A 21,411-nucleotide genomic window follows, 5' to 3' on the forward strand; every position below is an offset into this window, starting at 1 on the left:
GTTACGTTGAGCCTACTGAGTTTTTAGCAAGTCTAAAAAGAAGGCGTATTCAAGTGCGTCTTCTTTGAGTCGTTTAAATCGACCAGAAGCCCCGCCGTGACCAGCTTCCATATCGGTTTTGAACAACAATACATTATTGTCTGTTTTCATTTCACGCAGTTTCGCCACCCACTTCATTGGTTCAAAGTACTGTACTTGTGAGTCATGCAGACCTGTTGTTACTAACATGTTCGGGTAGCTTTGAACTTTCACATTGTCATATGGCGAGTAGCCTAGCATGTAATCGTAGTAGGTTTTATCGTTGGGGTTGCCCCATTCGTCATACTCGTTGGTGGTGAGAGGAATTGATTCATCAAGCATAGTCGTCACCACGTCTACAAACGGAACATGTGCACCAATACCACGGTACAGTTCTGGTGCTTGGTTGATGATTGCGCCCATCAATAGACCGCCCGCTGAGCCGCCTACCGCAAATACTTTATCTTTTGCGCCGTAACCTTCTTCAACAAGCCCTTTGGTTACATCAATAAAGTCGTTGAACGTGTTTTGTTTGGTCAGTTTCTTGCCATCTTCATACCAAGGGCGACCAAGCATTTCTGAACCACGAATATGTGCGATAGCATAAACGAATCCGCGATCAAGTAAGCTGAGGCGAGCCGATCCAAAGGTTGGTTCGATTGTGTGGCCGTAAGAGCCATAGCCGTATTGATAGATAGGGTTAGTGCCGTCTTTCTTGAATAAATCTTTACGATAAACCAAAGAGACAGGAACTTGCTTACCATCGCGAGCCGTTACCATGATTCGCTCTGATTGGTAGTTATCCGCTTCGAAATCACCTAATACGGGTGTCTGCTTCATTAGCTCAGGTTCACCTGTACTTAGATCGAAATCATAGTAAGTACCTGGCGTGGTTAAGCTGCTGTAATAGACACGAACTTTTGAGTTATCTAATTCGTAGTTACTCGTTAGGTAAGCGGCAAATGCGGTGTCGTTAAATTCAAGTGGGAACTCGTTACCTGTTGATAGTTGGCGAACTTTCACGGTAGACAAGCCATTCGCACGTTGTTCGTAAACAAGATGGTCATCAAACAGTTCGAAATCTATAAGTTGAGTGCCGTCGTCTGCTGGGATGACATCGACCCATTTTGAGCGGTCATGCATGTCTGCCGTGTTTACTTTCATTAAACGGAAGTTGACGGCTTGGTAGTTGGTGTCGATGTAATACCAATCATCTAGCTTAGCGATGCTGTACTCGATGCCAGCCTCTCGTGGGTAGAAAGGTTCTGCTTTCGCGTTTGGGTTGTTGGCATCAATGATCGAAACACCACTGGTTTCAGTGCTCGAGTGCCAAATGTAGACCTGTTCACCGTCTTTGCTTTTACTCAAAGAGGTGTAGTAAGCGCTGTCGGTTTCTTCGTAGATTAGCTCATCGCTTGTCTGAGGTGTGCCCAATACATGTCGTAAAACTTGGTAACCCAGCAATGTTTGTGGATCTTTCTTGATGTAGTAGAAGGCTTGGTTGTCGTTTTGCCATGCAATTGCACTCGAGGCACCTTCAATTTCATCTTTCAGATATTCACCTGTCGTGAGGTCTTTAATCTTGATGGTGTAGATTCGGCGGCTAAGCGTATCTTCGCCATAGGCCAACAAGTTTTCGTTTGGACTGATCGTCAAGCCACCAACACTGAAGAATTCATGTTCTTTTGCCAGTGCGTTAACGTCTAAAATGATTTGCTTGTCTGCGCCTGCAAAGTCTTTTGCACGTAAGTGAACGGGGTATTCGTTGTCACCTGTGACTTCATTCGAATAGAAGTAGCTGCCTTTGCGAACCGGTACTGAATTGTCGTCTTTTGCGATTCGCCCTTTGATCTCTTCAAATAACTGTTCTTGTGATGCTTCAGTGTGTTTCAGCACGGCCTCTGCGTAATGGTTCTCTTGCTCAAGATGCTGCAAGATCTCTGGGTCTTGGCGTTCATCATCACGCATCCAGTAATAATCATCGATTCGGGTATCACTATGAATCGTCATTGCATGAGGGACTTTCTTAGCTACGGGGGCTTGGGTTTGATGTGCGATGAGTTGCGATGGAGAGTTGTGGTCCATGGTTGTTATTCCTTGATTGCTGCATCCGGCGACAAGCGCGACCGATACGGCTAATGTGGTTAAAGCGAAACGCATCTGTATTTCCTTAGTGTGCACCTTACTCGTTTTAATGCCAGCATCCTTTGTAATCTGAACTTGGGTTCTTCCAGTGATGTTATTTATAATTGGATTCTGGATAGGCACTTTCAGCGTAAGTGTCTGTTATTGTTTTCAAAAAATCAAAGTAATGTTAAATGAAATTGCTGATAAGTGAGAGTGGAAGGAATAAATGTGAAACAAAAAAGGGACACACTTTTCAGTATGTCCCTCTTCGTTGTTTGGGCTGGGTTCGAGTTTTACTTTAGATAGCTAATGGCATTTCGTTTGAGTGGTCAGGTTTACGATTAACCCAACGTAAACCAAGCATGGCGATGAATGACATTGCAATCATCAAGCAACCGAGTGGCAGTTGGTCTTGAGCAGGGAAGAACGATGCCAATAGTGTTGCGATGCCAGCACCTAGATTTTGCATACCACCGAGGATCGCGCCCCCTGTACCTGCGTGGAATGGGAATGGCGAAAGCGCTCCCGTTGTTGCTGCTGGAAATAAGATACCAGCGCCTAAGAAGTAAATCGTTGCACCGCCAATCAAAGTTAATGCTGTTGTTTGACCGAATAGACCCGGTATCAATACCACTGTTGAGCCTACCAAGATAGCAACTAGACCAACATTCAGTACACGGCGCTCACTGCGACGTTGTGCGATGTAACTAGATAGGCCTGCACCGACTAAGTAACCCGGAATGGGTAAGACAAACAACAAGCTTACTGTGGTTGCTGGTAAGCCAAGTACGCCGCCAAGCAGCACGCCTGCCGCTGCTTCGAATACCGCTACGCCAGCAAAGGTTGCGACTAATACCAATAAGAAACCTTGGAAACGTTTGTCAGACAGAACGAATTTGTAGCTGTTGGCAACTGATTCATGCTTGCGTCGTTCTTTCGGTAGTGTTTCCATCATGCTCGTCATCATCGTGATCACAACAGCAATACCAAACAGTGCAAGGAATAAGTAGCTAGAACGCCAGCCGAAAGCTTCTGTTAGGTAACCGCCCAATACAGGAGCCATCAATGGTGAGAAAATCACACACATGCTAATCAAGCTGTTTGCACGGTGTAGTTCTGCGCCTTCAAAACAGTCGCGAGTCAATGTACGAGACATCGCACCGCCACAACCGATACCCAAACCTTGGATAAAGCTACCCGCTAAGAACCATTCATACTCGTGAGCGAACAATGCCACCAGAGTGCCGATGATGTAGATGATCAAACCAATCACGATGATCGGTTTACGACCTAGGCGATCAGAAAGTGGACCGTAGACAAATTGCGACAGACCATAAGGGATCAAGTAACACGCCATCACTGCTTGCAGTGAAGATGCCGAAACTAAGAACTCACCCGACATATGACCGATAGAAGGCACGTACATCGTTTGAGTCATTTGACCTACGGCAGTCAGAATAGCGATTAAAAAGGTAAGTTTCGCTAATGGAAACGAGGCAGACATTTGCGTTTCTCTCCAAAAATTAAAGACGTAAAAAGCCTTAGCGCTCCTTTGAGGAGAGCCAAATGAATAAAGTGTTCAGGGAATCTAGGCGCGAGATATTAGAGGTTGAGTGCCGAGTTAGCAATCAAAAAGTGTGAGGTTGATCAAGATAAAAATCTATAGTTTGGATTATTAAAACTAATCCGAAGTTGCTGTGTTCTCAACGTTCAAAAGGGGGAATGTTTTTCCTAGAAATTTCGATGCTATGGTTATGCCTAAAGTGTTAGTTCAATAGTTACATGGCCCATGATGGCGTTAATACATTTAGTTGAAATCACAGAAAAAAGGCAAAAGACACGGTCTATTAACATTTATGTAAACTTTCGTTTTATATGTAAGCAATTTGTGCTGTAATTATCCGCTAAGCTATTCGTCAAACTTATTTACATTGTGCTCTTCAATTCATTTCAATGTGGTAGTTACGGTTATGGAAGTCTTTTGGCTTAAATAAGGATATTAAATGCGCTCACTATCGGTACAGTGGAAAATCACCCTGCTTGCAGGCTGCTGTCTAATCATTACTTCACTGTCTCTTATTGGTTTTTCAATCTATAACGCGACCAGTAACCAACAAGTCATCAAATCTCAAAGCTCAGAATCAGTTATCAATAAAACTCAGCAGTTGTTGGCGTCTGTTTCTCAGCTTAATGCTCAAGAAACTCAACGCTATGTAGACGAAGCGGTTTACCGCGCAGAAATGTTAGCAGCCAGTGCTCAGTTTCTAAAGAACAATGCGGATGAAAACTTTACCCCAAGTGAAGAGCTTCGTACTGCGTTAGATGAAATGGTTCGTCGCTCAGTTTTGAACTTTGATTCTATTCAAGGTGCATATTTAGTTTTCCAACCTGATTTACTTGATGGTGAAGATGCGAATTATGTCGATGCGGACTATGTTGGATCTAATGAAAAAGGTCGTTTTGCTCCTTATTGGAAGGTGGCGGATAACGGCGAAAATGTTCTAGCGAACGTTCTGTCAGAACCTATCTTGAGCGATGATAGTAATAGCGAACGCTTTTATTGTCCTTTGTCTTCAGGGCAAACGTGTATAAGTACTCCACGAGTCGTGAACAGCGGTGGTACTGCATTACTTACCTCTTCAATTTCAGTGCCTATCTTGGTTGATGATGTTGCCATCGGTTTCCTGGGGATCGATTTAAGGCTTGATGGTTTGGTCAATGTTGTGACTCAATCTGATCAAAGCTTATTTAATGGCGCTGGTGCGGCTTATGTTGTGAGCCTAGACGGTTCTGTTATCGCTTCTGATGATAAAAGCATTGCTGTTGGTTCTAATTTCCAAAGTGAAAACACAAACGGCGACTTGATGACTGACTTTATCTTTGGTGGTGAGGTGACGACTCAATGGAGTGAGAATGGTGAGTGGTTACTCGCATTCGCGCCTGTTTTCGCAGCCAACCAAACTTGGGGCGTGTTGTTTGAGATCCCGCGTGAGAGCGTGGTTGCCGATGCTAACCGATTGGATTCAATCATTAGTACTAAAGTAAGCGAAGGCATCCAAACGGAAGTGATTGCAGGCGTCATCTTTATTCTTTTTGGTTTAGCTATTATCGCGTTTTCTTCATTGTCTATTGTTAAGCCTATCCGACAGGTAGTCGAAAGGCTCAATGATATCGCTTCTGGTGAAGGTGATTTGACTCAGCGTTTGGAAGTGAAATCTCAAGACGAAATTGGTCAGTTATCACAAGGGTTTAACCTGTTCTTAGACAAGCTTCAGCACACGATTAAAGAAGTGATTCAAACCACTGAGCAAGTGGCGAGCACGACAAGCCAAGCTAAGGCATCAGCATCAAGTACACGTGAAAGCAGTGAATCTCAATTTAAAGAAGTCGATCTAGTGGCAACAGCCGCAGAAGAGATGACTCAGACAGCTGGCTTAGTGGTACAAAATGCAGAAGTTGCAGTTGATGCTGCTTGTGAAGCGAACCGTTCTGCTCGACAAGGGCAACAAGTCATCGAGCTCTCAGCTGGAGAAATGAGAAAGCTGGTGGAGCGTATGTCGAGCGCTGTTCCTATTGTTGAAGAGTTGGCTAAAAATAACGGTAACATCACCGAAATCTTAAGTGTTATTGAAGGGATCTCAGAGCAAACCAACTTACTAGCATTGAATGCGGCGATTGAAGCGGCGAGGGCAGGTGAGCAAGGGCGAGGTTTTGCTGTTGTAGCTGATGAGGTAAGAAACTTAGCAAGTCGTACACAATCATCGGTTGGTGAAATCAGAGCGGTGATCGACAAGGTTCATGCTGGAACTCAAGATGTTGTTGAAGCGATACAAGAAGGTAATATCTTAGCCAACGATACTGCGTTACATGTTCAAAATGCAGTTGAAGATCTTGGTTCGATTTTCACTTCAATTGAAGAGATCAGCGATATGAATAGCCAGATCGTGAGAGCAGCAGAAGAGCAGCAATCGGTTTCCGGTGAAGTGAATCAAAGTGTGGTTAACATTCGCGACTTAAGTGCGAAAATTTTGGAACAAGCTGCAGCTTCTGAGCAAGTGGGCAGCGAAATCGAGCAACTATCTCAACAGCAACAGAAATTGGTGAATCAATTCAAGGTCTAGTAGTTGAAGGTCTAGTAGTTCACGGTTTGGCTATTTAAGTTTAGCTAACGGTTGAATCGAAAAAGGGACAAATGAAGATTTCATTTGTCCCTTTTCTGTTTTTCTAAGGCTATTAGGCTATTAGGCTATTAGGCTATTAGGTTCTAGGGCTCGGTGATATTCATCGAAACCAATTAACCAAGTTAGTCTTCGATAAACCAGTAACCTTTATTTACCAATTCAGTCACGACAGTTACACCTGAAGGAGTCAAAGTGGTTGCTGAGTTAATCACCGAGTCATCACACAGTACGTTTAGTAGCGATGAATCCGCTTCTTCAACCTTGACCACTTCACCATTGATGTAAGCCGTGTTGCTTTCATTCTCATGGTAGAGCGCTTTTAAGCCCGATACTCGACAGATCTCGCCTTCTGACTCTAAGTGCTGAGCGATCTCTCCTTCTGTCCATAATGGCTCAGGAGCGACGATATCAAGCTGGTGGCGTGATTGGCTTAGCAAACATCCCATGAATTCGCTGATGGTTTCAGGTTGCTCTAATGCAGATTTCAACATATCAGTTAGATTGCTTAAATCCGATGAACGAATCTTGCCGTAACCATCTTGCGTTTTGAATTCTGGATCGTGAAGATGAACGTCACCCATATCATGAGCAAGTACAAAATCGGCGAAGTTGCTGATTAGCTCTTGTTCTTTAGGGGAGCGATAGCCAATAGAGTAGCTCATTGACGGTTCTAACGTGTTGCCTTCATGTGGGAAGCCCGGTGGGATATAGAGGATATCGCCTGGCTCTAAGGTTTCATCAATGATTGGCTCAAAGCCTTCTATTTGACGAAGTGCAGAAGCTTGGACTGTCTCTTTGTATTGGCCAACATCTTTCGCGCCAACCTTCCATTGACGTTTACCTTGGCCTTGAATGATGAATACGTCGTATTGATCAATATGTGGGCCTACGCCGCCTTCTGGTGCTGAGTAGCAGATCATTAGATCGTCGAATAACCAGTTTGGTAAGGCTTGGAACGCTTCAGTCAGCTGATTTGCACCTTGGTGCCAGTGGTTCGCTGCTTGAACGATCAATTGCCAATGTGTTTCAGTTAGCTCGCCAAATTTCTCTTCTGAGAATGGACCATGTTCTGCAGTCCATTGGTTGTCGAGGTTAGAGACAAAGCGAGAATCCACTTCTTCTTCCATCGATAAACCAGCAAGTTCTTCCGGCGAAATTGGGTCGACGAAGTCTTGGAAGCCACCTTTTAAGATGGTTGGTTTTTTATGCCAGTAGTTTTCAAGAAATTCGGGCATAGAAAAGCTAAGTTGGTACATGTGAATCCTGTATGTTTTTATGCTAGATGCTAGATGCTAGATGCTAGATGCTAGATGCTAGATGCTAGATGCTAGATGCTAGATGCTAGATGCTAGATGCTAGATGCTAGATGCTAGATGCTAGATGCTAGATGCTAGTTTGGCTTGTAAATCTTGTTGGACAATCTTAATTGCTTCTAACGCCACTTTTGGGTCGATTTCGTTGCTTTCGAGCAGATAGATCAGGTCGACAGCTAACTTGACTTCTTCTGGCGCATTATCCAGTGGTGATGATGTGTTTTCAGTGTTCATTTCGCTTAGGGTTCTCTAAGTTAATCAGTCTCTCAATATTTTTCATTGAGTCTTCACAGCGTTCTAATCGTTCTTTTGCTAATTGCCAAGCCTCGTCCGCTTTTTTCTTACTGTGGCGAGGCGCAGAATCAAACGCTAACTTTCGTACTCGTACTAAATCGACCAGTCGCTTTTGCCAATCTTGGTGCTGAGCGAGTTCGTTGTATAGGTCGTTGAGATTTTTTCCTGACTTACTTTTTCGGTCTAAGCGTAAATCATGGTTAGCGAGCTCCCTTTGGATTGCAGCTATCTGGTTAGTCAGCTTTTCCGTCAGGTAGTTGGCCCGAGATGCGGTCAGTTGATTTGTCGCTTGTTCACGAATAATGGTGTTGTACGTTGTTTGAGTTTCAAGTGCGTAGGGCAGTAAAATAGAAGAGCTGCACTTAAATAAGGTTCGGTCAAACAAGGCTTGATGATAAGCACCGCGGGCTTTGTCGACCTGAGAACTGTGCCCAATTAAGGTATCCAGTACACTTTTAAGATTTGAAAAATGGTTCATTTCGCTTCCCATTGGCTGGTGGCTATAAGTTTACAAACCACGCTTCGTAAGCCAGTTTAATCGCAAGGACACTCACAACAGTCACAAAGACAGGTCGTATAAATGTAGCACCAAAGCGAATAGCAGAATGTGCTCCAACAAATGCACCAGCCATCAAACAAAGCCCCATGGTTAAACCTAGAACCCAATCAATATGACCGAGAATCGCAAAGGTCACCAAAGAGGTGAAGTTGCTAGTGAAGTTCATCGCTTTAGACAAACCAGAAGCCAGTAAGATATTTAAGCGATAAAGCGCCATAGAACTCACTGTCCAAAACGCGCCAGTACCTGGGCCTGCAACACCATCATAAAAGCCAAGAATGAATCCTTGGTACTTTTGTTTTCTTTTAAGTACCGGACACGGTTTAGGAGACACATTATGGCTCACATCCGGAGTTTTATGAAAAATCGTATAGACAGCAGCGGCAAGAATAACTAATGGCAATACCTTCTCTAACCACTCTGTACTAATGGCATCAACAGTCAGGGTGCCGATTGTTGCACCTATTAATGTCGATATGAATGCATTGGTCCAACATTCAGGTTTGAACAGTTTCTTACGATAGTAAGTAAAAGCAGCAGTTGATGAGGCAAACGTTGCGGCCAGCTTATTAGTTCCGAGTGCAATATGTGGCGGTAAACCAAGCGATAGTAAAGCTGGGACCGTTAACATCCCTCCGCCACCGGCGACAGCATCGATAAAGCCTGCTGCAAATGCAACCAAGGCAAGTATGACCAACATGGTTGGCTCAATCATTTCCATAAATAGCTAGTGTTCTCGTTATCGGCTGTTAGGGCAGCCACATGAATAATCAATGGATTAGTCATGTTGGGTTGTGAATGCAAGGGCCTAGCGATGACAGGCCCATAACTACCTTGAGGGCAGTAAAATTAGTATTTTATTGTTCTTTTAAAAGGCGGTAGCGAATCGAGTAGGGATTTCCCGTATCGCTTCGTGACTATGCGTCTATCAAGGATCGTGACTCTACCAGAATCTCGTTCTTTACGCAGCAATCTACCCACAGATTGAATAAGCTTTTTACTCGCTTCTGGAACAGTAATCTGCATAAAAGGATTACCGCCGCGTGATTCAATATATTCTGAATGTGCTCGCTCTACAGGAGAGGTAGGAACACCAAAAGGAATCTTGGTAATAACGAGGTTTTCAAGTAGCTCACCAGGTAGATCAAGACCTTCAGAAAAGCTACCCGTTCCAAAAAGGACGCTGGTTTTACCTTGATCTATCAGCTTTTTATGTTTTTTTAGGATTTCGGTTCGTGAAGTATCACCTTGAACCTGCAATGCCCACGACTTTTTAACGAAATCTGTTGCCAAAGCTTCTGCAACTTTATTCATTTGCCAATAAGAAGAGAATAAAACGAGATTGGCTTTGTTGTCTTCTATTACCTTAGGCAATATTTCAATAAGATATTCAGTAAACTGAGGTGCTTGTGGTTCGTACTTCATTGCAGGAACAACCAGCTCAGCTTGGTTCTGATAATCAAACGGCGATGCCAAAGCAAGAAATTGTACACCGTCTTCGGCTTTTTGACTGATACCAGCTTGATGGCAGAAAAAGTTGAAGGAGTTGAGTGCTCTCATTGTCGCAGAAACGAGTACTGCACCAACACAACGACTCCAGATCTGTTGGTCCAGTTGCCAACCAACCTCTAGTGGCGAAACATTCACAACGAAATCGCCTTCACTTTCTTTATTCAGTTCAAGCCAACGCGCTAAAGGCGCACCTTTCTCTCGTTTCGGCTCTGCCATTAAACGCCAAACTTGGGCAAGGTTCTCTGTTCTTTGTATATAAAAGCCAATTTCTGCAAGCGCAGGCTCCGCCAGTTTTGCTGAAAGCTCTCCGTCTTTAACACGTTCTGCAATCAGGTCTGCAATCTTCGCAACGGCTTGGCTCGCCTTTTGTGTGAGTTGCTTGAGATCTTTAGATTCATTCTCTAGCCAATCAGGTAAGTCGCCATGCTCGAAGCGATACAAGCCGTCTTCAAAGTGGCTAGCATCAAACTGTTTGCTCATTTGAGTCAGGGTAGGGATTAGCTGTTGCACTGAGTTTTGCAGTTCATTTCTAAATCGATGTACACGTTTCTCGTCGGCGAGGCCTGAAAGCTTAGTGATGGATTGATTCAAACGTTCTAACCACGATGCCGCGCCTTTTAAGCTCGCAGCTGCAGAGGAGTGATCTCTGGCTACATGCGGTAAATGGTGAGCTTCATCGAATATATAGATGCTATTTTCTGGCTCGGGCAGTATCACGCCGCCACCAAGGTCAGCATCAGCCATCACTAAACTGTGATTGGCGATAATCACGTCTGCTTTATCCAGCTCTGATCGAGCTTTTTGGAAAGGGCAGTCTCTATGTGTAGGCATACTGTTGTTACAGCTATGCTTATCACTGACGATCATTTGCCAGATCATATTGTCGACAGGTTTTGGCCAGGAGTCGCGATCACCGTCCCATTTACCTTGAGCCAAGCTACGATACATGGTCTGAAGTTGTTCGATGTCTTTCTTCTTTGGCTTAGATTCGAACATCGCCATTTGTCCACCATCAACCCCACAAGCAGCGGCTAACTTCTCGGAGCAACAATAACGCTGTCTTCCTTTCGCTAATATAAAAGAAAACTCTCTATCAGTAAGTCTTCTATATAGAGGGAGATCTTTATTGACGAGTTGTTCTTGTAAGGCAACCGTAGCTGTCGAAATGATGATTTTTCGATTATTTAGCACAGCGACAGGAATCGTTGCCATGAGATAGGCGAGTGATTTCCCGATTCCTGTTCCCGCCTCGGCAACAATCATACGATTACTTTTGTGGTATTGACCACAAAGTGTCTTAGCTATTTCTGCAACTAGGTAATTTTGAGCACGTCGAGGTACAAAGTTGTCCAACTGATCTTGGAGGTTTTGATAACTGGTGCGAATGGATTTTTGAATTTTAGTAGTTAGCATACTGTGACCTACATAACGGAGCGAGGATAGTAGCACATATCACTAGTCGGTACATTTGCGGCGAAATAGCTTGCTTTTGAATCAAAGGTAGATCTCGTTCACAAAAAAAAACTGAACCATCAGGAACTTAACGATTTTATTTATGTTGTGAAATATAAATATTAAAAAAGACTGGCTTGTAGGTGTTAAATTCTAATTTATTATCCATTTTCATTAATAGCTAGTTTTAAATTCTGTTATGTTCTTTTTTTATATTATTATATTTCCTGATAAAACTAAGGATAAGTTACTCGTAAAACAATGAAAAAAAATGTAAGTCTTTGATTGTCATTGATTTGTGTTTTTTTTAGATATGTTTTTAGTTTATTTGACACGCAGGATAATCTTTTGCAATCTAGACCTCGAAATTTAGTGACGGTGATTAACCAACAAAGAGTGGTAATGACCAGTCATAAAAATAAAAGGGAACCGGGCAAGGATCTCCCATTCTTAGAAAAGGCAGTGGATTTATTATGAAAAAGACTCTATTAGCACTAGCAGTTATGACAGCAGCTGGTTCAGTAAACGCAGCGGAAATATTTAAATCAGAAGACGGCGCAGTAGACTTTTACGGTCAACTACGTACAGAGCTTAAGTTCCTAGACGGGCAAGATGCCAAATTAGGTTCAGGTTCTTCACGTGCTGGTGTTGACGCTCAATACAATGTATCTGATGATCTTAAAGTTCTTGGTAAAGTAGAATTTGCACTGAAAGACAGTGGCGACATGTATGTACGTAACCACATTTTTGGCTTTAGCAGCGAACAAGCAGGAACAATCAAATTTGGTAAGCAATGGACCACATCAGATGATGTATACGGTGCTGATTACTCTTACTTCTTTGGTGGTTCTGCACTGCTTTACTCTACTTTGAACGGTGCTCTTCATGACTCACAAGTAAAGTATTCTTTCGATTCTGATAACTTCTGGGTAAAAGCAGGATACGGATTAGCAGAAGATGATTCTAATCAAGAGCTAGCTGAACTTTACGTTGGTTTTTCTGTTGGTGACGTAAATATCCACGTTGGTGGTGGTCAAACAACTGATGATGTAGCTGGTTCTGGTTTTACAGGCCTTGAGAACACATACTACGAAGGTACTGTTGAGTACTCTAAAGATGTTCTAACAGTTGGTGCAACTGTTGCGGCATCTTCTGTTGAATCTGCTATTGATAAAGCAGACCAAACAGGTTTCTCAGTAGCTGCTATGTATGGCGTTGCTGATAAAACAACAGTATATGGTGGTTATGAATTCGTATCTCAAGACCACGATTTATTAGAAGACAGTAACGTAGTTTACGTTGGTGTTGAATACAAGTACGCTAGCTGGGCACGTGTATATGCTGAGTATGGTTATGCAGACGGTAGTACTCTAGGTTTCAACGCTCAAGGTAGTGACATGGTTGTAGCGCCTCAAACTGTTGATGGCGAAAACAATTTCGGTATCGGTGCTCGTGTTTACTGGTAATTTGATATTTTGTTAGAAAAAGCCCAACATAGAGTTGGGCTTTTTTTTGCCTATTTTTTATAAGGATGGATACAATAATGCAAAGTTTCAAATATTCTTTTTTGGGGCTGTTAGTTGCTTCTACAGTAGTTGATGCCGAAGTAATATTGGATGTTCCTGAAAATGTAAATTTACTTTCAGTAAACATGAGTGCTCCTGACTTTGAACAAGGGTTGTTTTCTGCAGATAAGACAGTGCTTTTACCTGATGGTGTAAACCAAATCGTTTTTCAATATGAACCAGTATTTGATGAAAGAGATAATCAAAGGAAAGTCTACAGTTCTGTTATTATCGCTAAATTTGAGGCAAAAAACGAAGAACTTACCTTATCTATGCCTGAGTTTAAAAACTTTCGTTCTGCTCAAGAAAACATTGAAAATTTGAATTGGGAAATTAAAAACAAGCAAGGACAAGCCTTAATCAAAAATGAAGACATTTTAGCTAGTGACGGAGTTCAACTAAATAGAAGTTACTCTGAAGAAGCTACAGAATATAATAAAGTTGGTGGTGCTGCTGCTGTAACCATGAGTTATTTAGTTGTAGAAAACCAAGTTCGTCCTGCAGTTAAGGTTAATGCTACAAGTTTACAAGAAAACACGCTAGTAAACGCTGAAGGTGTAACGGCTAATACGTCTACTCAGGTTGTTGACAAATTGGAGTCTTTGAAACAACTTAAAGCTTTGTATCTGAGCACTTCAAAAGAAGACCGCAAAGAATTCCGTAAGTGGATGATTGACCAAGAGTAATCAATCTTTATGTACAAAAAAGCGAGACATAATAAATATCTCGCTTTAATATATTGCTATGAGTTAAATCTCTTTCCACTCACCAGGCTGCAGTTGCCCCACATTCATATTGCCCATTGAATAGCGGATAAGACGCAGGGTAGGGAAGCCGATATTTGCTGTCATTCGTCTTACCTGACGGTTACGCCCTTCAATGATAGTAATCGCTAACCATGTTGTCGGTATTGCGGCTCTGAAACGCACTGGAGGGGTTCTTTCCCACACAACAGGTTCAGACATCACCTCAACCTGAGCAGGCAATGTCATTCCGTCTTTTAGCTCCACGCCTTTTCTCAATTTATCTAAATCTTCCTCAGAAGGTGCGCCTTCAACCTGCACCCAGTAAGTCTTTGGTGATTTTGAGTTTGGTTGAGTTAACTTAGCTTGGAAGATGCCATCGTTGGTCAAGACCATTAACCCTTCGCTGTCGCGATCTAGTCGACCCGCCGCGTAAACATCTTTAACAGGAATAAAGTCGGCGAGTGTTTTTCTCCCTTCGCCATCAGTGAACTGGCTGAGAGTATCGAAAGGCTTGTTGAACAAAATGACTTTGCGATCTTCGATTGCCACCTTAGGTTTCACGTTGGTAGGTTTGCTTTTATATCGGTGCTTACTCGAGTGCGATTTTTTATGCGAACTACCCGTGTTATTTTTATCACTGCTTCGGTTTTGTCTATTACCGCTTTGTTTTAATGTTGCACCAGCACGAGCTGGTTTGTCTGAACGAGATACGCTGTGTGAGCGAGTAGACATGTTAACTACCTTGCAAAAATGTAAACGAAGTGTGCTGAAAAGTTTTCACTGAAACGGAATTGAGCTATCATTTGCGCGCCTAAAAGACACAAAATAGAACAAGTTGATGGACTCTTAAGCCTGATTTGTTTAATTATACCTTCGTGTTTTATTATAACAACGCACTCACGGATTTGGTTCATGCTGTCATCAAGATTGCATGAAAAATAAGATAGAGTACGACTATCGAGTAAGCAGTTTTCACTCTTTGAGTGGCTTACTGGTCAATTTATAACATGCTCACTATTTTAAATGAGCTTGTAAGAACTATAGGGAAATTTCATGCCTACTGAAAAACCAACGATCATCTATACCATTACAGATGAAGCTCCGGCGCTAGCAACTTATTCTCTACTGCCAATCATTCAATCTTTTACAGCTTCTTCTGGTATTAACGTTGATACTCGCGACATTTCACTTGCAGGGCGCATTATTGCCAACTTCCCTGACTATTTGAACGAAGAGCAACGTATTGGTGATGCATTAGCAGAACTAGGTGAATTGGCTAAGACACCAGAAGCGAACATTATCAAGCTTCCAAACATTTCTGCATCTGTACCTCAGCTTCAAGTAACGATCAAAGAGCTACAGTCAAAAGGTTACGCACTTCCTAATTACCCAGAAGAAGCAAACACTGACGAAGAGAAAGCCGTTAAAGCGACTTACGATAAAATCAAAGGTAGTGCAGTAAACCCTGTACTACGTGAAGGTAACTCGGATCGCCGTGCTCCACTTTCAGTTAAGAACTATGCGAAGAAGAACCCACACTCAATGGGTGCATGGTCTGCAGATTCTAAGTCGCACGTTTCAAGTATGGACGACAAAGACTTCTTCGGTAGCGAAAAGTCAGTAACGATTGAAGGTGCTACAAAAGTGAGCATCGAATTTGTTGGCAAAGATGGCGCGAAGAAAACACTGAAGCCAGCTTTTGCACTGCAAGATAAAGAGATCATTGATGCGTCAGTGATGAACAAAGCTGCTTTGGTTGCGTTCTTTGAGAAAGAAATCGCATCGGCTAAAGAGCAAGGCGTACTGCTTTCTCTTCACATGAAAGCGACGATGATGAAAGTGTCTGACCCAGTGATTTTTGGTCACGCGGTTAAGGTTTACTACAAAGATGTATTCGCTAAACACGGTCAACTGTTCAACGAGTTAGGTGTTGATGTAAATAACGGCATCGGCGATGTATACGCAAAAATCGCTGCACTTCCTCAAGATCAGAAACAGGCAATCGAAGCTGACCTACAAGCAGTATATGAAACTCAGCCTCCACTAGCGATGGTTGACTCAGACCGCGGTATTACTAACCTACACGTTCCAAGTGATATCATTGTTGATGCATCTATGCCTGCAATGTTACGTTCTTCAGGTCAAATGTGGGATCCAGAAGGTAAGCAAAAAGACACGAAAGCAATGATTCCAGATCGTAGCTACGCGAGCATCTACCAAGCGGTTATTGATTTCTGTAAAGAGAACGGTGCTTTCGACCCTACAACGATGGGCAGTGTACCAAACGTTGGTCTAATGGCTCAAAAAGCGGAAGAGTACGGTTCTCATGATAAGACTTTCATCCTTGAAGCTGCTGGTCAGGTTCAAGTTGTAGACGCTTCAGGTTCAGTGCTTCTTGAGCAAGACGTAGAGGAAGGTGATATCTTCCGTATGTGTCAGGTTAAAGATGCACCAATTCAAGATTGGGTTAAGCTAGCGGTTACTCGTGCTCGTGCATCGGGTGTTCCAGCGGTCTTTTGGCTAGACGCGTCTCGCGCACATGACGCTCAGCTTATTGAGAAAGTAGAAGCTTACCTTCCTGAATACGATACTGATGGTCTTGAAATCAAGATCCTTGCTCCACTTGAAGCAACTCAGTATTCATTGGTTCGTATCAAAGAAGGTCTAGATACTATTTCTGTTACAGGTAACGTATTACGTGACTACCTAACGGATTTATTCCCAATTCTAGAGCTTGGTACGTCAGCTAAAATGCTATCGATTGTTCCACTAATGAACGGTGGCGGTCTGTTTGAAACAGGTGCTGGCGGTTCTGCTCCTAAGCACGTGCAACAAGTAGAGAAAGAAAACCACCTGCGTTGGGATTCTTTAGGTGAATTCTTGGCATTAGCGGCATCTCTAGAGCACCTAAGCGTAGTCACTGGCAATGCTAAGGCACAAGTTCTAGCTGACGCGCTTGATAAAGCGACGGGCGAGTTCCTAGATAAAAACAAATCTCCTTCACGTCGAGTAGGTGAGCTTGATAACCGTGGTAGCCATTACTACCTAGCAGCATACTGGGCTAAAGCGCTTGCTGAGCAAACGGTTGACGCTGACCTTGCTGCTGAGTTTGCAGGTGTGGCAAGTCAATTGGCTGAAAGTGAAGAAGCTATCGTTGCTGAGCTAAACAACGCTCAAGGTCCAGCAGGTGATTTAGGTGGTTATTACTTACTTGATGATGCATTGGTTTCATCACTAATGCGTCCAAGTTCAACACTGAACGCATTCATTGACGCATAGTGATTAGACTCACCGTTAGCAAATTATGGTCATGATTTACTAACGAGTTGCTTGGTCTGACAGTTAAGTCATAGACTAAGACAAAACGAAAGACGCTTTAACGATAACGTTAAAGCGTCTTTTTTGTTTATTCATAATGCTTTCCTAGACCTAGACCTAGACCTAGACCTAGACCTAGACCTAGAAGTACCTTGGCGGCAAACATCCTCGAGCGAATCGTATTGTGAGCAACGTTATAGCTTCTAGATCGAAAAACCGCTCATTTAATCCTGTATTAGGGGTATCAAATGAGCGGTTTCAATATTCTGCTTACCTGTCAGCCGTTAATTAGGGCTGATGGAGGTCAACATGATTTGGCCATCGCCTATTTAGCGGCGCTGCCTTCTACAGGAACAACAGAGCTAGCGTGCGAGCCTTTAGGTCCACTTTCTACTTCATAGTCGACCTGCTGACCTGCCTTTAAGGTTCGATAACCTTCCATCTGTATTGTGGAGTAGTGCGCGAAAATATCGCCGTCTTCACCTTCTGGACAAATAAAGCCAAACCCTTTGGCATTGTTAAACCATTTTACTGTACCTGTAGCCATGCTATACATCCCTCATGCATTTTGTTACTAACGTTGTTATATCAATTGTTGTAAGTGCGATTGATATTATTCCTATCAACTAAAGAATTTCAGCTGATAGCTTGAATCTCATACATTGCTTACGGAAATTAACGCTACCCTGCGTAATTATTCCTTATTGTTCATTCTTAACGCGTATTACTCGATTTTGAATCTTGTTATAAAGTTGTATCAGAAAAACCTTTTAGCTCCAATGTAGCTAATGATTGAGCTCAGTCAATAGTAAATTGGTATAAAAGTGATCAATTTTAATAACAAATCACATTCGAGATTAACTGCAAACTATTAACTAAATAGTAACTTAGCGGTGATCTTATCGTTAGCATCAATAGTTATGGTGTCTTTTTAATCAATCACATATGTTAATCCTGTTAATAGAGATCTTTTATTTGCAGCGATGGAAATGGTGGATTAGGCTCAGTATAGAGGAATTTTTTTTGGTACTGTTTCTCGGTGCAGTTTCTTAGTACACCGTAATGCGTGAATGTGGTAAATTTGAATGACGTAACACTCACGACTTCCGAAAAATAACTCTTAGCAAAGCGATATGAGCAGAAACTTTGAATGGGCATCTCCAGGCTCAGATTTACTGGAGAAAGAAGAGACAAAAGTAAAGCCACCGGCGATGTATAACGTTGTATTGAATAACGATGACTACACGCCTATGGACTTTGTAATCGAGATCCTAGAGCGATTCTTCTCACTAGATATCGAACAAGCAACGGAAGTGATGCTCAAGGTTCATTATGAAGGTAAAGCTATATGCGGCACATACAGTGCTGAAATAGCGGAAACAAAGGTAGCGCAAGTAAAGATGTACTCAAAGGAAAATGAGCATCCGCTACTATGTACAATGGAGCAAGTATAAATTGCTCGAACAACACTGTTGTTCCCTTAGGAGGTACTTATGCTAAATAAAGAATTAGAGACGAGTTTAAATGGTGCATTTGCTCGTGCGCGAGACAAGCGACATGAATTCATGACTGTCGAACACCTCCTACTAGCATTATTAGAAAATGATGCGGCCAAGGAAGCGCTCCAAGCTTGTCAGGCTGATCTCGATGCTCTTCGCAATGAGCTCGATATTTTTATCGATCAAACAACCCCACTAATCCCAGAAAGTGACGAGACTCGTGAGACTCAGCCTACACTGAGCTTCCAACGAGTACTTCAACGCGCTGTTTTTCATGTTCAGTCTTCAGGTCGTAGCGAAGTTACAGGTGCAAATGTACTTGTGGCTATTTTCAGTGAGCAAGAATCTCATGCGGCATATTTACTTAAGAAAAACGACATTAGTCGCTTAGATATTGTTAACTTTATTTCTCATGGCATTACCAAAGCCAGTAACGAAGGTGATAGTTCATCACCGTCTGATTCATTTGGTGGTGCAGAGAATGCAGAAGAAGCTAACTCTGAAGATCGTCTAGAAAACTTTGCAACTAACCTTAACGAAGTGGCGAAACAAGGTAATATCGACCCGCTTATCGGGCGTGATAAAGAGCTTGAGCGTACGGTTCAAGTTCTATGTCGTCGTCGTAAAAACAACCCTTTGTTAGTGGGTGAAGCGGGGGTAGGTAAGACCGCAATCGCTGAAGGTCTTGCATGGCGTATTGTTGAAGGTCAAGTACCTGAAATCATTCAGAGTAGTGTGATTTATTCTTTAGATATTGGTTCACTTCTAGCTGGGACCAAATACCGTGGTGACTTTGAGAAACGTTTTAAAGCGATTCTTAAGCAACTAGAGAAAGAAGAAGACGCAATCCTATTCATTGATGAGATCCACACCATTATTGGTGCCGGTGCAGCATCGGGTGGTCAGGTTGATGCGGCAAACTTAATTAAGCCACTACTAAGCAGCGGTAAATTACGTTGCATCGGCTCAACGACATACCAAGAGTACAGCAGCATTTTTGAGAAGGAGCGTGCTTTAGCTCGTCGCTTCCAGAAAATTGATATTATTGAACCATCGTTAGATGACACAACCAAGATTCTGATCGGTTTGAAGCCAAAATACGAAGCTCACCACGAAGTGCGTTACACCAACAAAGCGTTGCGTGCCGCTGTGGAGTTGTCAGCTAAATACATTAATGAACGTCACCTTCCAGATAAGGCAATTGACGTGATTGATGAAGCCGGCGCTCGTAGTCGTTTGGCACCAGCAAGCCGTCGTAAGAAAACGGTAAGCGTGGCTGATATTGAGTCAATGGTCGCGAAAATGGCTCGTATTCCTGAGAAGTCAGTATCATCTTCAGACAAAGATACGTTACAGAAACTGGATGACCGCATGAAAATGTTGGTATTCGGACAAGACCCAGCGATCGATGTATTGAGCGAAGCGATTAAGCTGACTCGTGCAGGATTGGGTGCAGACAATAAACCTGTTGGTTCATTCCTATTCGCTGGTCCTACTGGTGTCGGTAAAACAGAGGTGACTGTACAGCTGTCTAAGTTGATGGGTATTGAACTGTTGCGCTTTGACATGTCTGAGTACGGTGAGCGTCACTCTGTGAGCCGTTTGATCGGTGCTCCTCCTGGTTATGTTGGTTATGACCAAGGTGGTCTGCTCACTGATGCTGTAATCAAGAATCCACACTCTGTTGTGTTACTTGATGAGATAGAGAAGGCTCACCCAGATATCTTTAACTTGTTACTACAGGTGATGGACAACGGCACGCTAACTGACAACAACGGTCGTAAAGCGGATTTCCGTAACGTGATCCTTGTGATGACGACCAATGCTGGTGTTGCTGAAACTGAGAAGAAATCGATCGGTTTGATCCAACAAGATCATGCGCCAGACGCGATGGGTGAAATCAAAAAGGTATTTACACCTGAGTTCCGTAACCGTCTTGATAATGTCATTTGGTTCAACAGCCTTGATCCAAGTGTGATTAACCAAGTTGTCGACAAGTTCATTGTTGAGCTTCAGGTTCAACTGGACGCTCGTGGCGTGTCTTTAGAAGTTTCTGAGGATGCTCGTCATTGGTTAGCTGAAAGAGGTTATGACAAGACTATGGGTGCGCGTCCTATGGGACGAGTGATTCAAGAGAAGCTTAAAAAGCCTCTTGCTAATGAATTACTGTTTGGTAGTTTGGTTGACGGCGGTACGGTTAAAGTATCCCTGATAAAAGACGATCTAGATTTCATCTATGTTGGTGCTAAAGAAGAGGTTATGCATTAAGCCTATTTCTTAACAGCTTAAGCTGTTGCTGACTGCTTATTGAGAGCGCGGTACAGCTAATCACGATAATAAACGCATGACTTCGGTTGTGCGTTTTTTTATGCTTGCGAGATGCGAGATGCGAGATGCGAGATGCGAGATGCGAGATGCGAGATGCGAGATGCGAGATGCGAGATGCGAGATTGGTGTTGTTGGAGTGGTAAAAAGTTCAGGCGATAAAAAACGGAGCATAAAGCTCCGCTTCTTATCGTATTCGGTAATTAAAAATTAACGAGCACGGAAGACGATGCGGCCTTTAGAAAGGTCGTATGGAGTCATCTCAACAGTTACTTTATCACCAGTAAGAATACGGATGTAGTTTTTACGCATTTTACCAGAGATGTGTGCTGTCACTACGTGACCGTTTTCAAGCTCAACACGGAACATCGTGTTTGGTAGAGTATCAAGGACCGTGCCTTGCATCTCGATTACGTCTTCTTTAGCCATCTAATCCTCTTTCGAAATTTGGCGGTTTTCAACGGCTTGATTGTGCCGTTAAAATCAAAATATGTAAAGTTGT

General features: G+C 42.9%; 16 protein-coding genes. 6 read left to right on the top strand and 10 right to left on the bottom strand.

Translation table 11 applies throughout. The features are described from left to right. Nucleotides 1-12: 12 nt before the first annotated feature. Together AC3CHU_RS05360 and emrD are read right to left on the bottom strand one after the other, a co-directional pair. Complete coding sequence (locus AC3CHU_RS05360) at nucleotides 13-2,103, bottom strand: S9 family peptidase (RefSeq protein WP_488525471.1); 2,091 nt, start codon at nucleotides 2,101-2,103, stop codon at nucleotides 13-15. A 340-nt stretch (nucleotides 2,104-2,443) separates the two neighbouring features. Beyond that, a complete protein-coding gene (gene emrD, locus AC3CHU_RS05365) occupies nucleotides 2,444-3,649 on the bottom strand; it encodes a multidrug efflux MFS transporter EmrD (RefSeq protein ID WP_029405212.1) in 1,206 nt (401 codons plus the stop codon). Nucleotides 3,650-4,148: 499 nt separating this feature from the next. On the opposite strand from emrD, the gene AC3CHU_RS05370 reads away from it, so the two are divergent. Then, entirely contained in the window at nucleotides 4,149-6,266 is a 2,118-nt protein-coding gene (locus AC3CHU_RS05370; protein WP_488525193.1) for a methyl-accepting chemotaxis protein, read from the top strand. Between the two features lie 182 nt (nucleotides 6,267-6,448). On the opposite strand, the gene AC3CHU_RS05375 is transcribed toward AC3CHU_RS05370, so the two are convergent. The 5 genes from AC3CHU_RS05375 to dinG form a co-directional block, all read right to left on the bottom strand. Continuing rightward, nucleotides 6,449-7,582: a ribosomal protein uL16 3-hydroxylase gene (locus AC3CHU_RS05375; protein ID WP_488525194.1), complete on the bottom strand. Its 1,134-nt coding sequence runs from the start codon at nucleotides 7,580-7,582 to the stop codon at nucleotides 6,449-6,451. A gap of 120 nt (nucleotides 7,583-7,702) precedes the next feature. Beyond that, a complete protein-coding gene (gene rsmS / locus AC3CHU_RS05380) occupies nucleotides 7,703-7,873 on the bottom strand; it encodes a pleiotropic regulatory protein RsmS (RefSeq protein ID WP_171314139.1) in 171 nt (56 codons plus the stop codon). Next, on the bottom strand, nucleotides 7,863-8,411 hold the full coding sequence (locus tag AC3CHU_RS05385) for a primosomal replication protein (protein ID WP_029405213.1): 549 nt from the start codon (nucleotides 8,409-8,411) through the stop codon (nucleotides 7,863-7,865). The genes rsmS and AC3CHU_RS05385 overlap by 11 nt, the downstream gene beginning before the upstream one ends. 22 nt (nucleotides 8,412-8,433) lie before the next feature. Beyond that, nucleotides 8,434-9,213, bottom strand: a complete 780-nt coding sequence (locus AC3CHU_RS05390) for a sulfite exporter TauE/SafE family protein (RefSeq protein ID WP_004736543.1) — start codon at nucleotides 9,211-9,213, stop codon at nucleotides 8,434-8,436. Nucleotides 9,214-9,341: 128 nt separating this feature from the next. Then, nucleotides 9,342-11,417 (bottom strand): ATP-dependent DNA helicase DinG, encoded by a 2,076-nt coding sequence (gene dinG / locus AC3CHU_RS05395; protein ID WP_488525195.1) that lies wholly within the window; start codon nucleotides 11,415-11,417, stop codon nucleotides 9,342-9,344. A 512-nt stretch (nucleotides 11,418-11,929) separates the two neighbouring features. Between dinG and AC3CHU_RS05400 the strand changes: the two genes are divergently transcribed. Continuing rightward, on the top strand, nucleotides 11,930-12,922 hold the full coding sequence (locus AC3CHU_RS05400; protein WP_488525196.1) for a porin: 993 nt from the start codon (nucleotides 11,930-11,932) through the stop codon (nucleotides 12,920-12,922). Nucleotides 12,923-12,999: 77 nt separating this feature from the next. Then, the gene (locus AC3CHU_RS05405) at nucleotides 13,000-13,707 is read left to right on the top strand and encodes a DUF2057 family protein (protein ID WP_488525197.1); all 708 of its coding nucleotides are present in this window, start codon (nucleotides 13,000-13,002) and stop codon (nucleotides 13,705-13,707) included. Nucleotides 13,708-13,770: 63 nt separating this feature from the next. Here AC3CHU_RS05405 and AC3CHU_RS05410 read toward each other — a convergent pair whose 3' ends face one another. Further along, nucleotides 13,771-14,499 carry a pseudouridine synthase gene (locus AC3CHU_RS05410; RefSeq protein ID WP_016768423.1) on the bottom strand — a complete coding sequence of 243 codons (729 nt, stop codon included), beginning with the start codon at nucleotides 14,497-14,499 and terminating at the stop codon, nucleotides 13,771-13,773. 321 nt (nucleotides 14,500-14,820) lie between these two features. Here AC3CHU_RS05410 and AC3CHU_RS05415 point away from each other — a divergent pair, with 321 nt between their 5' ends. Next, nucleotides 14,821-17,046 (top strand): NADP-dependent isocitrate dehydrogenase, encoded by a 2,226-nt coding sequence (locus tag AC3CHU_RS05415; protein WP_488525198.1) that lies wholly within the window; start codon nucleotides 14,821-14,823, stop codon nucleotides 17,044-17,046. A 364-nt stretch (nucleotides 17,047-17,410) separates the two neighbouring features. Here AC3CHU_RS05415 and cspD read toward each other — a convergent pair whose 3' ends face one another. Beyond that, complete coding sequence (gene cspD / locus AC3CHU_RS05420; RefSeq protein ID WP_004736548.1) at nucleotides 17,411-17,632, bottom strand: cold shock domain-containing protein CspD; 222 nt, start codon at nucleotides 17,630-17,632, stop codon at nucleotides 17,411-17,413. Between the two features lie 586 nt (nucleotides 17,633-18,218). Here cspD and clpS point away from each other — a divergent pair. Both clpS and clpA read left to right on the top strand, forming a co-directional pair. Continuing rightward, nucleotides 18,219-18,539, top strand: a complete 321-nt coding sequence (clpS, locus tag AC3CHU_RS05425) for an ATP-dependent Clp protease adapter ClpS (RefSeq protein WP_004736549.1) — start codon at nucleotides 18,219-18,221, stop codon at nucleotides 18,537-18,539. A gap of 39 nt (nucleotides 18,540-18,578) precedes the next feature. Further along, nucleotides 18,579-20,852, top strand: coding sequence for an ATP-dependent Clp protease ATP-binding subunit ClpA (clpA, locus tag AC3CHU_RS05430; RefSeq protein WP_004736550.1), 2,274 nt, complete (start codon nucleotides 18,579-18,581; stop codon nucleotides 20,850-20,852). Nucleotides 20,853-21,119: 267 nt separating this feature from the next. Here clpA and infA read toward each other — a convergent pair whose 3' ends face one another. Then, entirely contained in the window at nucleotides 21,120-21,338 is a 219-nt protein-coding gene (infA, locus tag AC3CHU_RS05435) for a translation initiation factor IF-1 (RefSeq protein WP_001040192.1), read from the bottom strand. Between the last annotated feature and the right edge of the window lie 73 nt (nucleotides 21,339-21,411).

This window comes from Vibrio sp. QJM3NY_39, assembly GCF_057785895.1.

Coding starts and splice junctions, on each gene's coding strand:
- AC3CHU_RS05415 (WP_488525198.1), top strand. CDS start 14,821: ATGCCTACTGAAAAACCAACGATCATCTATACCATTACAGATGAAGCT.
- clpS (WP_004736549.1), top strand. CDS start 18,219: ATGAGCAGAAACTTTGAATGGGCATCTCCAGGCTCAGATTTACTGGAG.
- infA (WP_001040192.1), bottom strand. CDS start 21,338: ATGGCTAAAGAAGACGTAATCGAGATGCAAGGCACGGTCCTTGATACT.
- rsmS (WP_171314139.1), bottom strand. CDS start 7,873: ATGAACACTGAAAACACATCATCACCACTGGATAATGCGCCAGAAGAA.
- AC3CHU_RS05375 (WP_488525194.1), bottom strand. CDS start 7,582: ATGTACCAACTTAGCTTTTCTATGCCCGAATTTCTTGAAAACTACTGG.
- AC3CHU_RS05390 (WP_004736543.1), bottom strand. CDS start 9,213: ATGGAAATGATTGAGCCAACCATGTTGGTCATACTTGCCTTGGTTGCA.
- cspD (WP_004736548.1), bottom strand. CDS start 17,632: ATGGCTACAGGTACAGTAAAATGGTTTAACAATGCCAAAGGGTTTGGC.
- AC3CHU_RS05410 (WP_016768423.1), bottom strand. CDS start 14,499: ATGTCTACTCGCTCACACAGCGTATCTCGTTCAGACAAACCAGCTCGT.
- AC3CHU_RS05385 (WP_029405213.1), bottom strand. CDS start 8,411: ATGAACCATTTTTCAAATCTTAAAAGTGTACTGGATACCTTAATTGGG.
- emrD (WP_029405212.1), bottom strand. CDS start 3,649: ATGTCTGCCTCGTTTCCATTAGCGAAACTTACCTTTTTAATCGCTATT.
- AC3CHU_RS05370 (WP_488525193.1), top strand. CDS start 4,149: ATGCGCTCACTATCGGTACAGTGGAAAATCACCCTGCTTGCAGGCTGC.
- dinG (WP_488525195.1), bottom strand. CDS start 11,417: ATGCTAACTACTAAAATTCAAAAATCCATTCGCACCAGTTATCAAAAC.
- AC3CHU_RS05400 (WP_488525196.1), top strand. CDS start 11,930: ATGAAAAAGACTCTATTAGCACTAGCAGTTATGACAGCAGCTGGTTCA.
- clpA (WP_004736550.1), top strand. CDS start 18,579: ATGCTAAATAAAGAATTAGAGACGAGTTTAAATGGTGCATTTGCTCGT.
- AC3CHU_RS05360 (WP_488525471.1), bottom strand. CDS start 2,103: ATGGACCACAACTCTCCATCGCAACTCATCGCACATCAAACCCAAGCC.
- AC3CHU_RS05405 (WP_488525197.1), top strand. CDS start 13,000: ATGCAAAGTTTCAAATATTCTTTTTTGGGGCTGTTAGTTGCTTCTACA.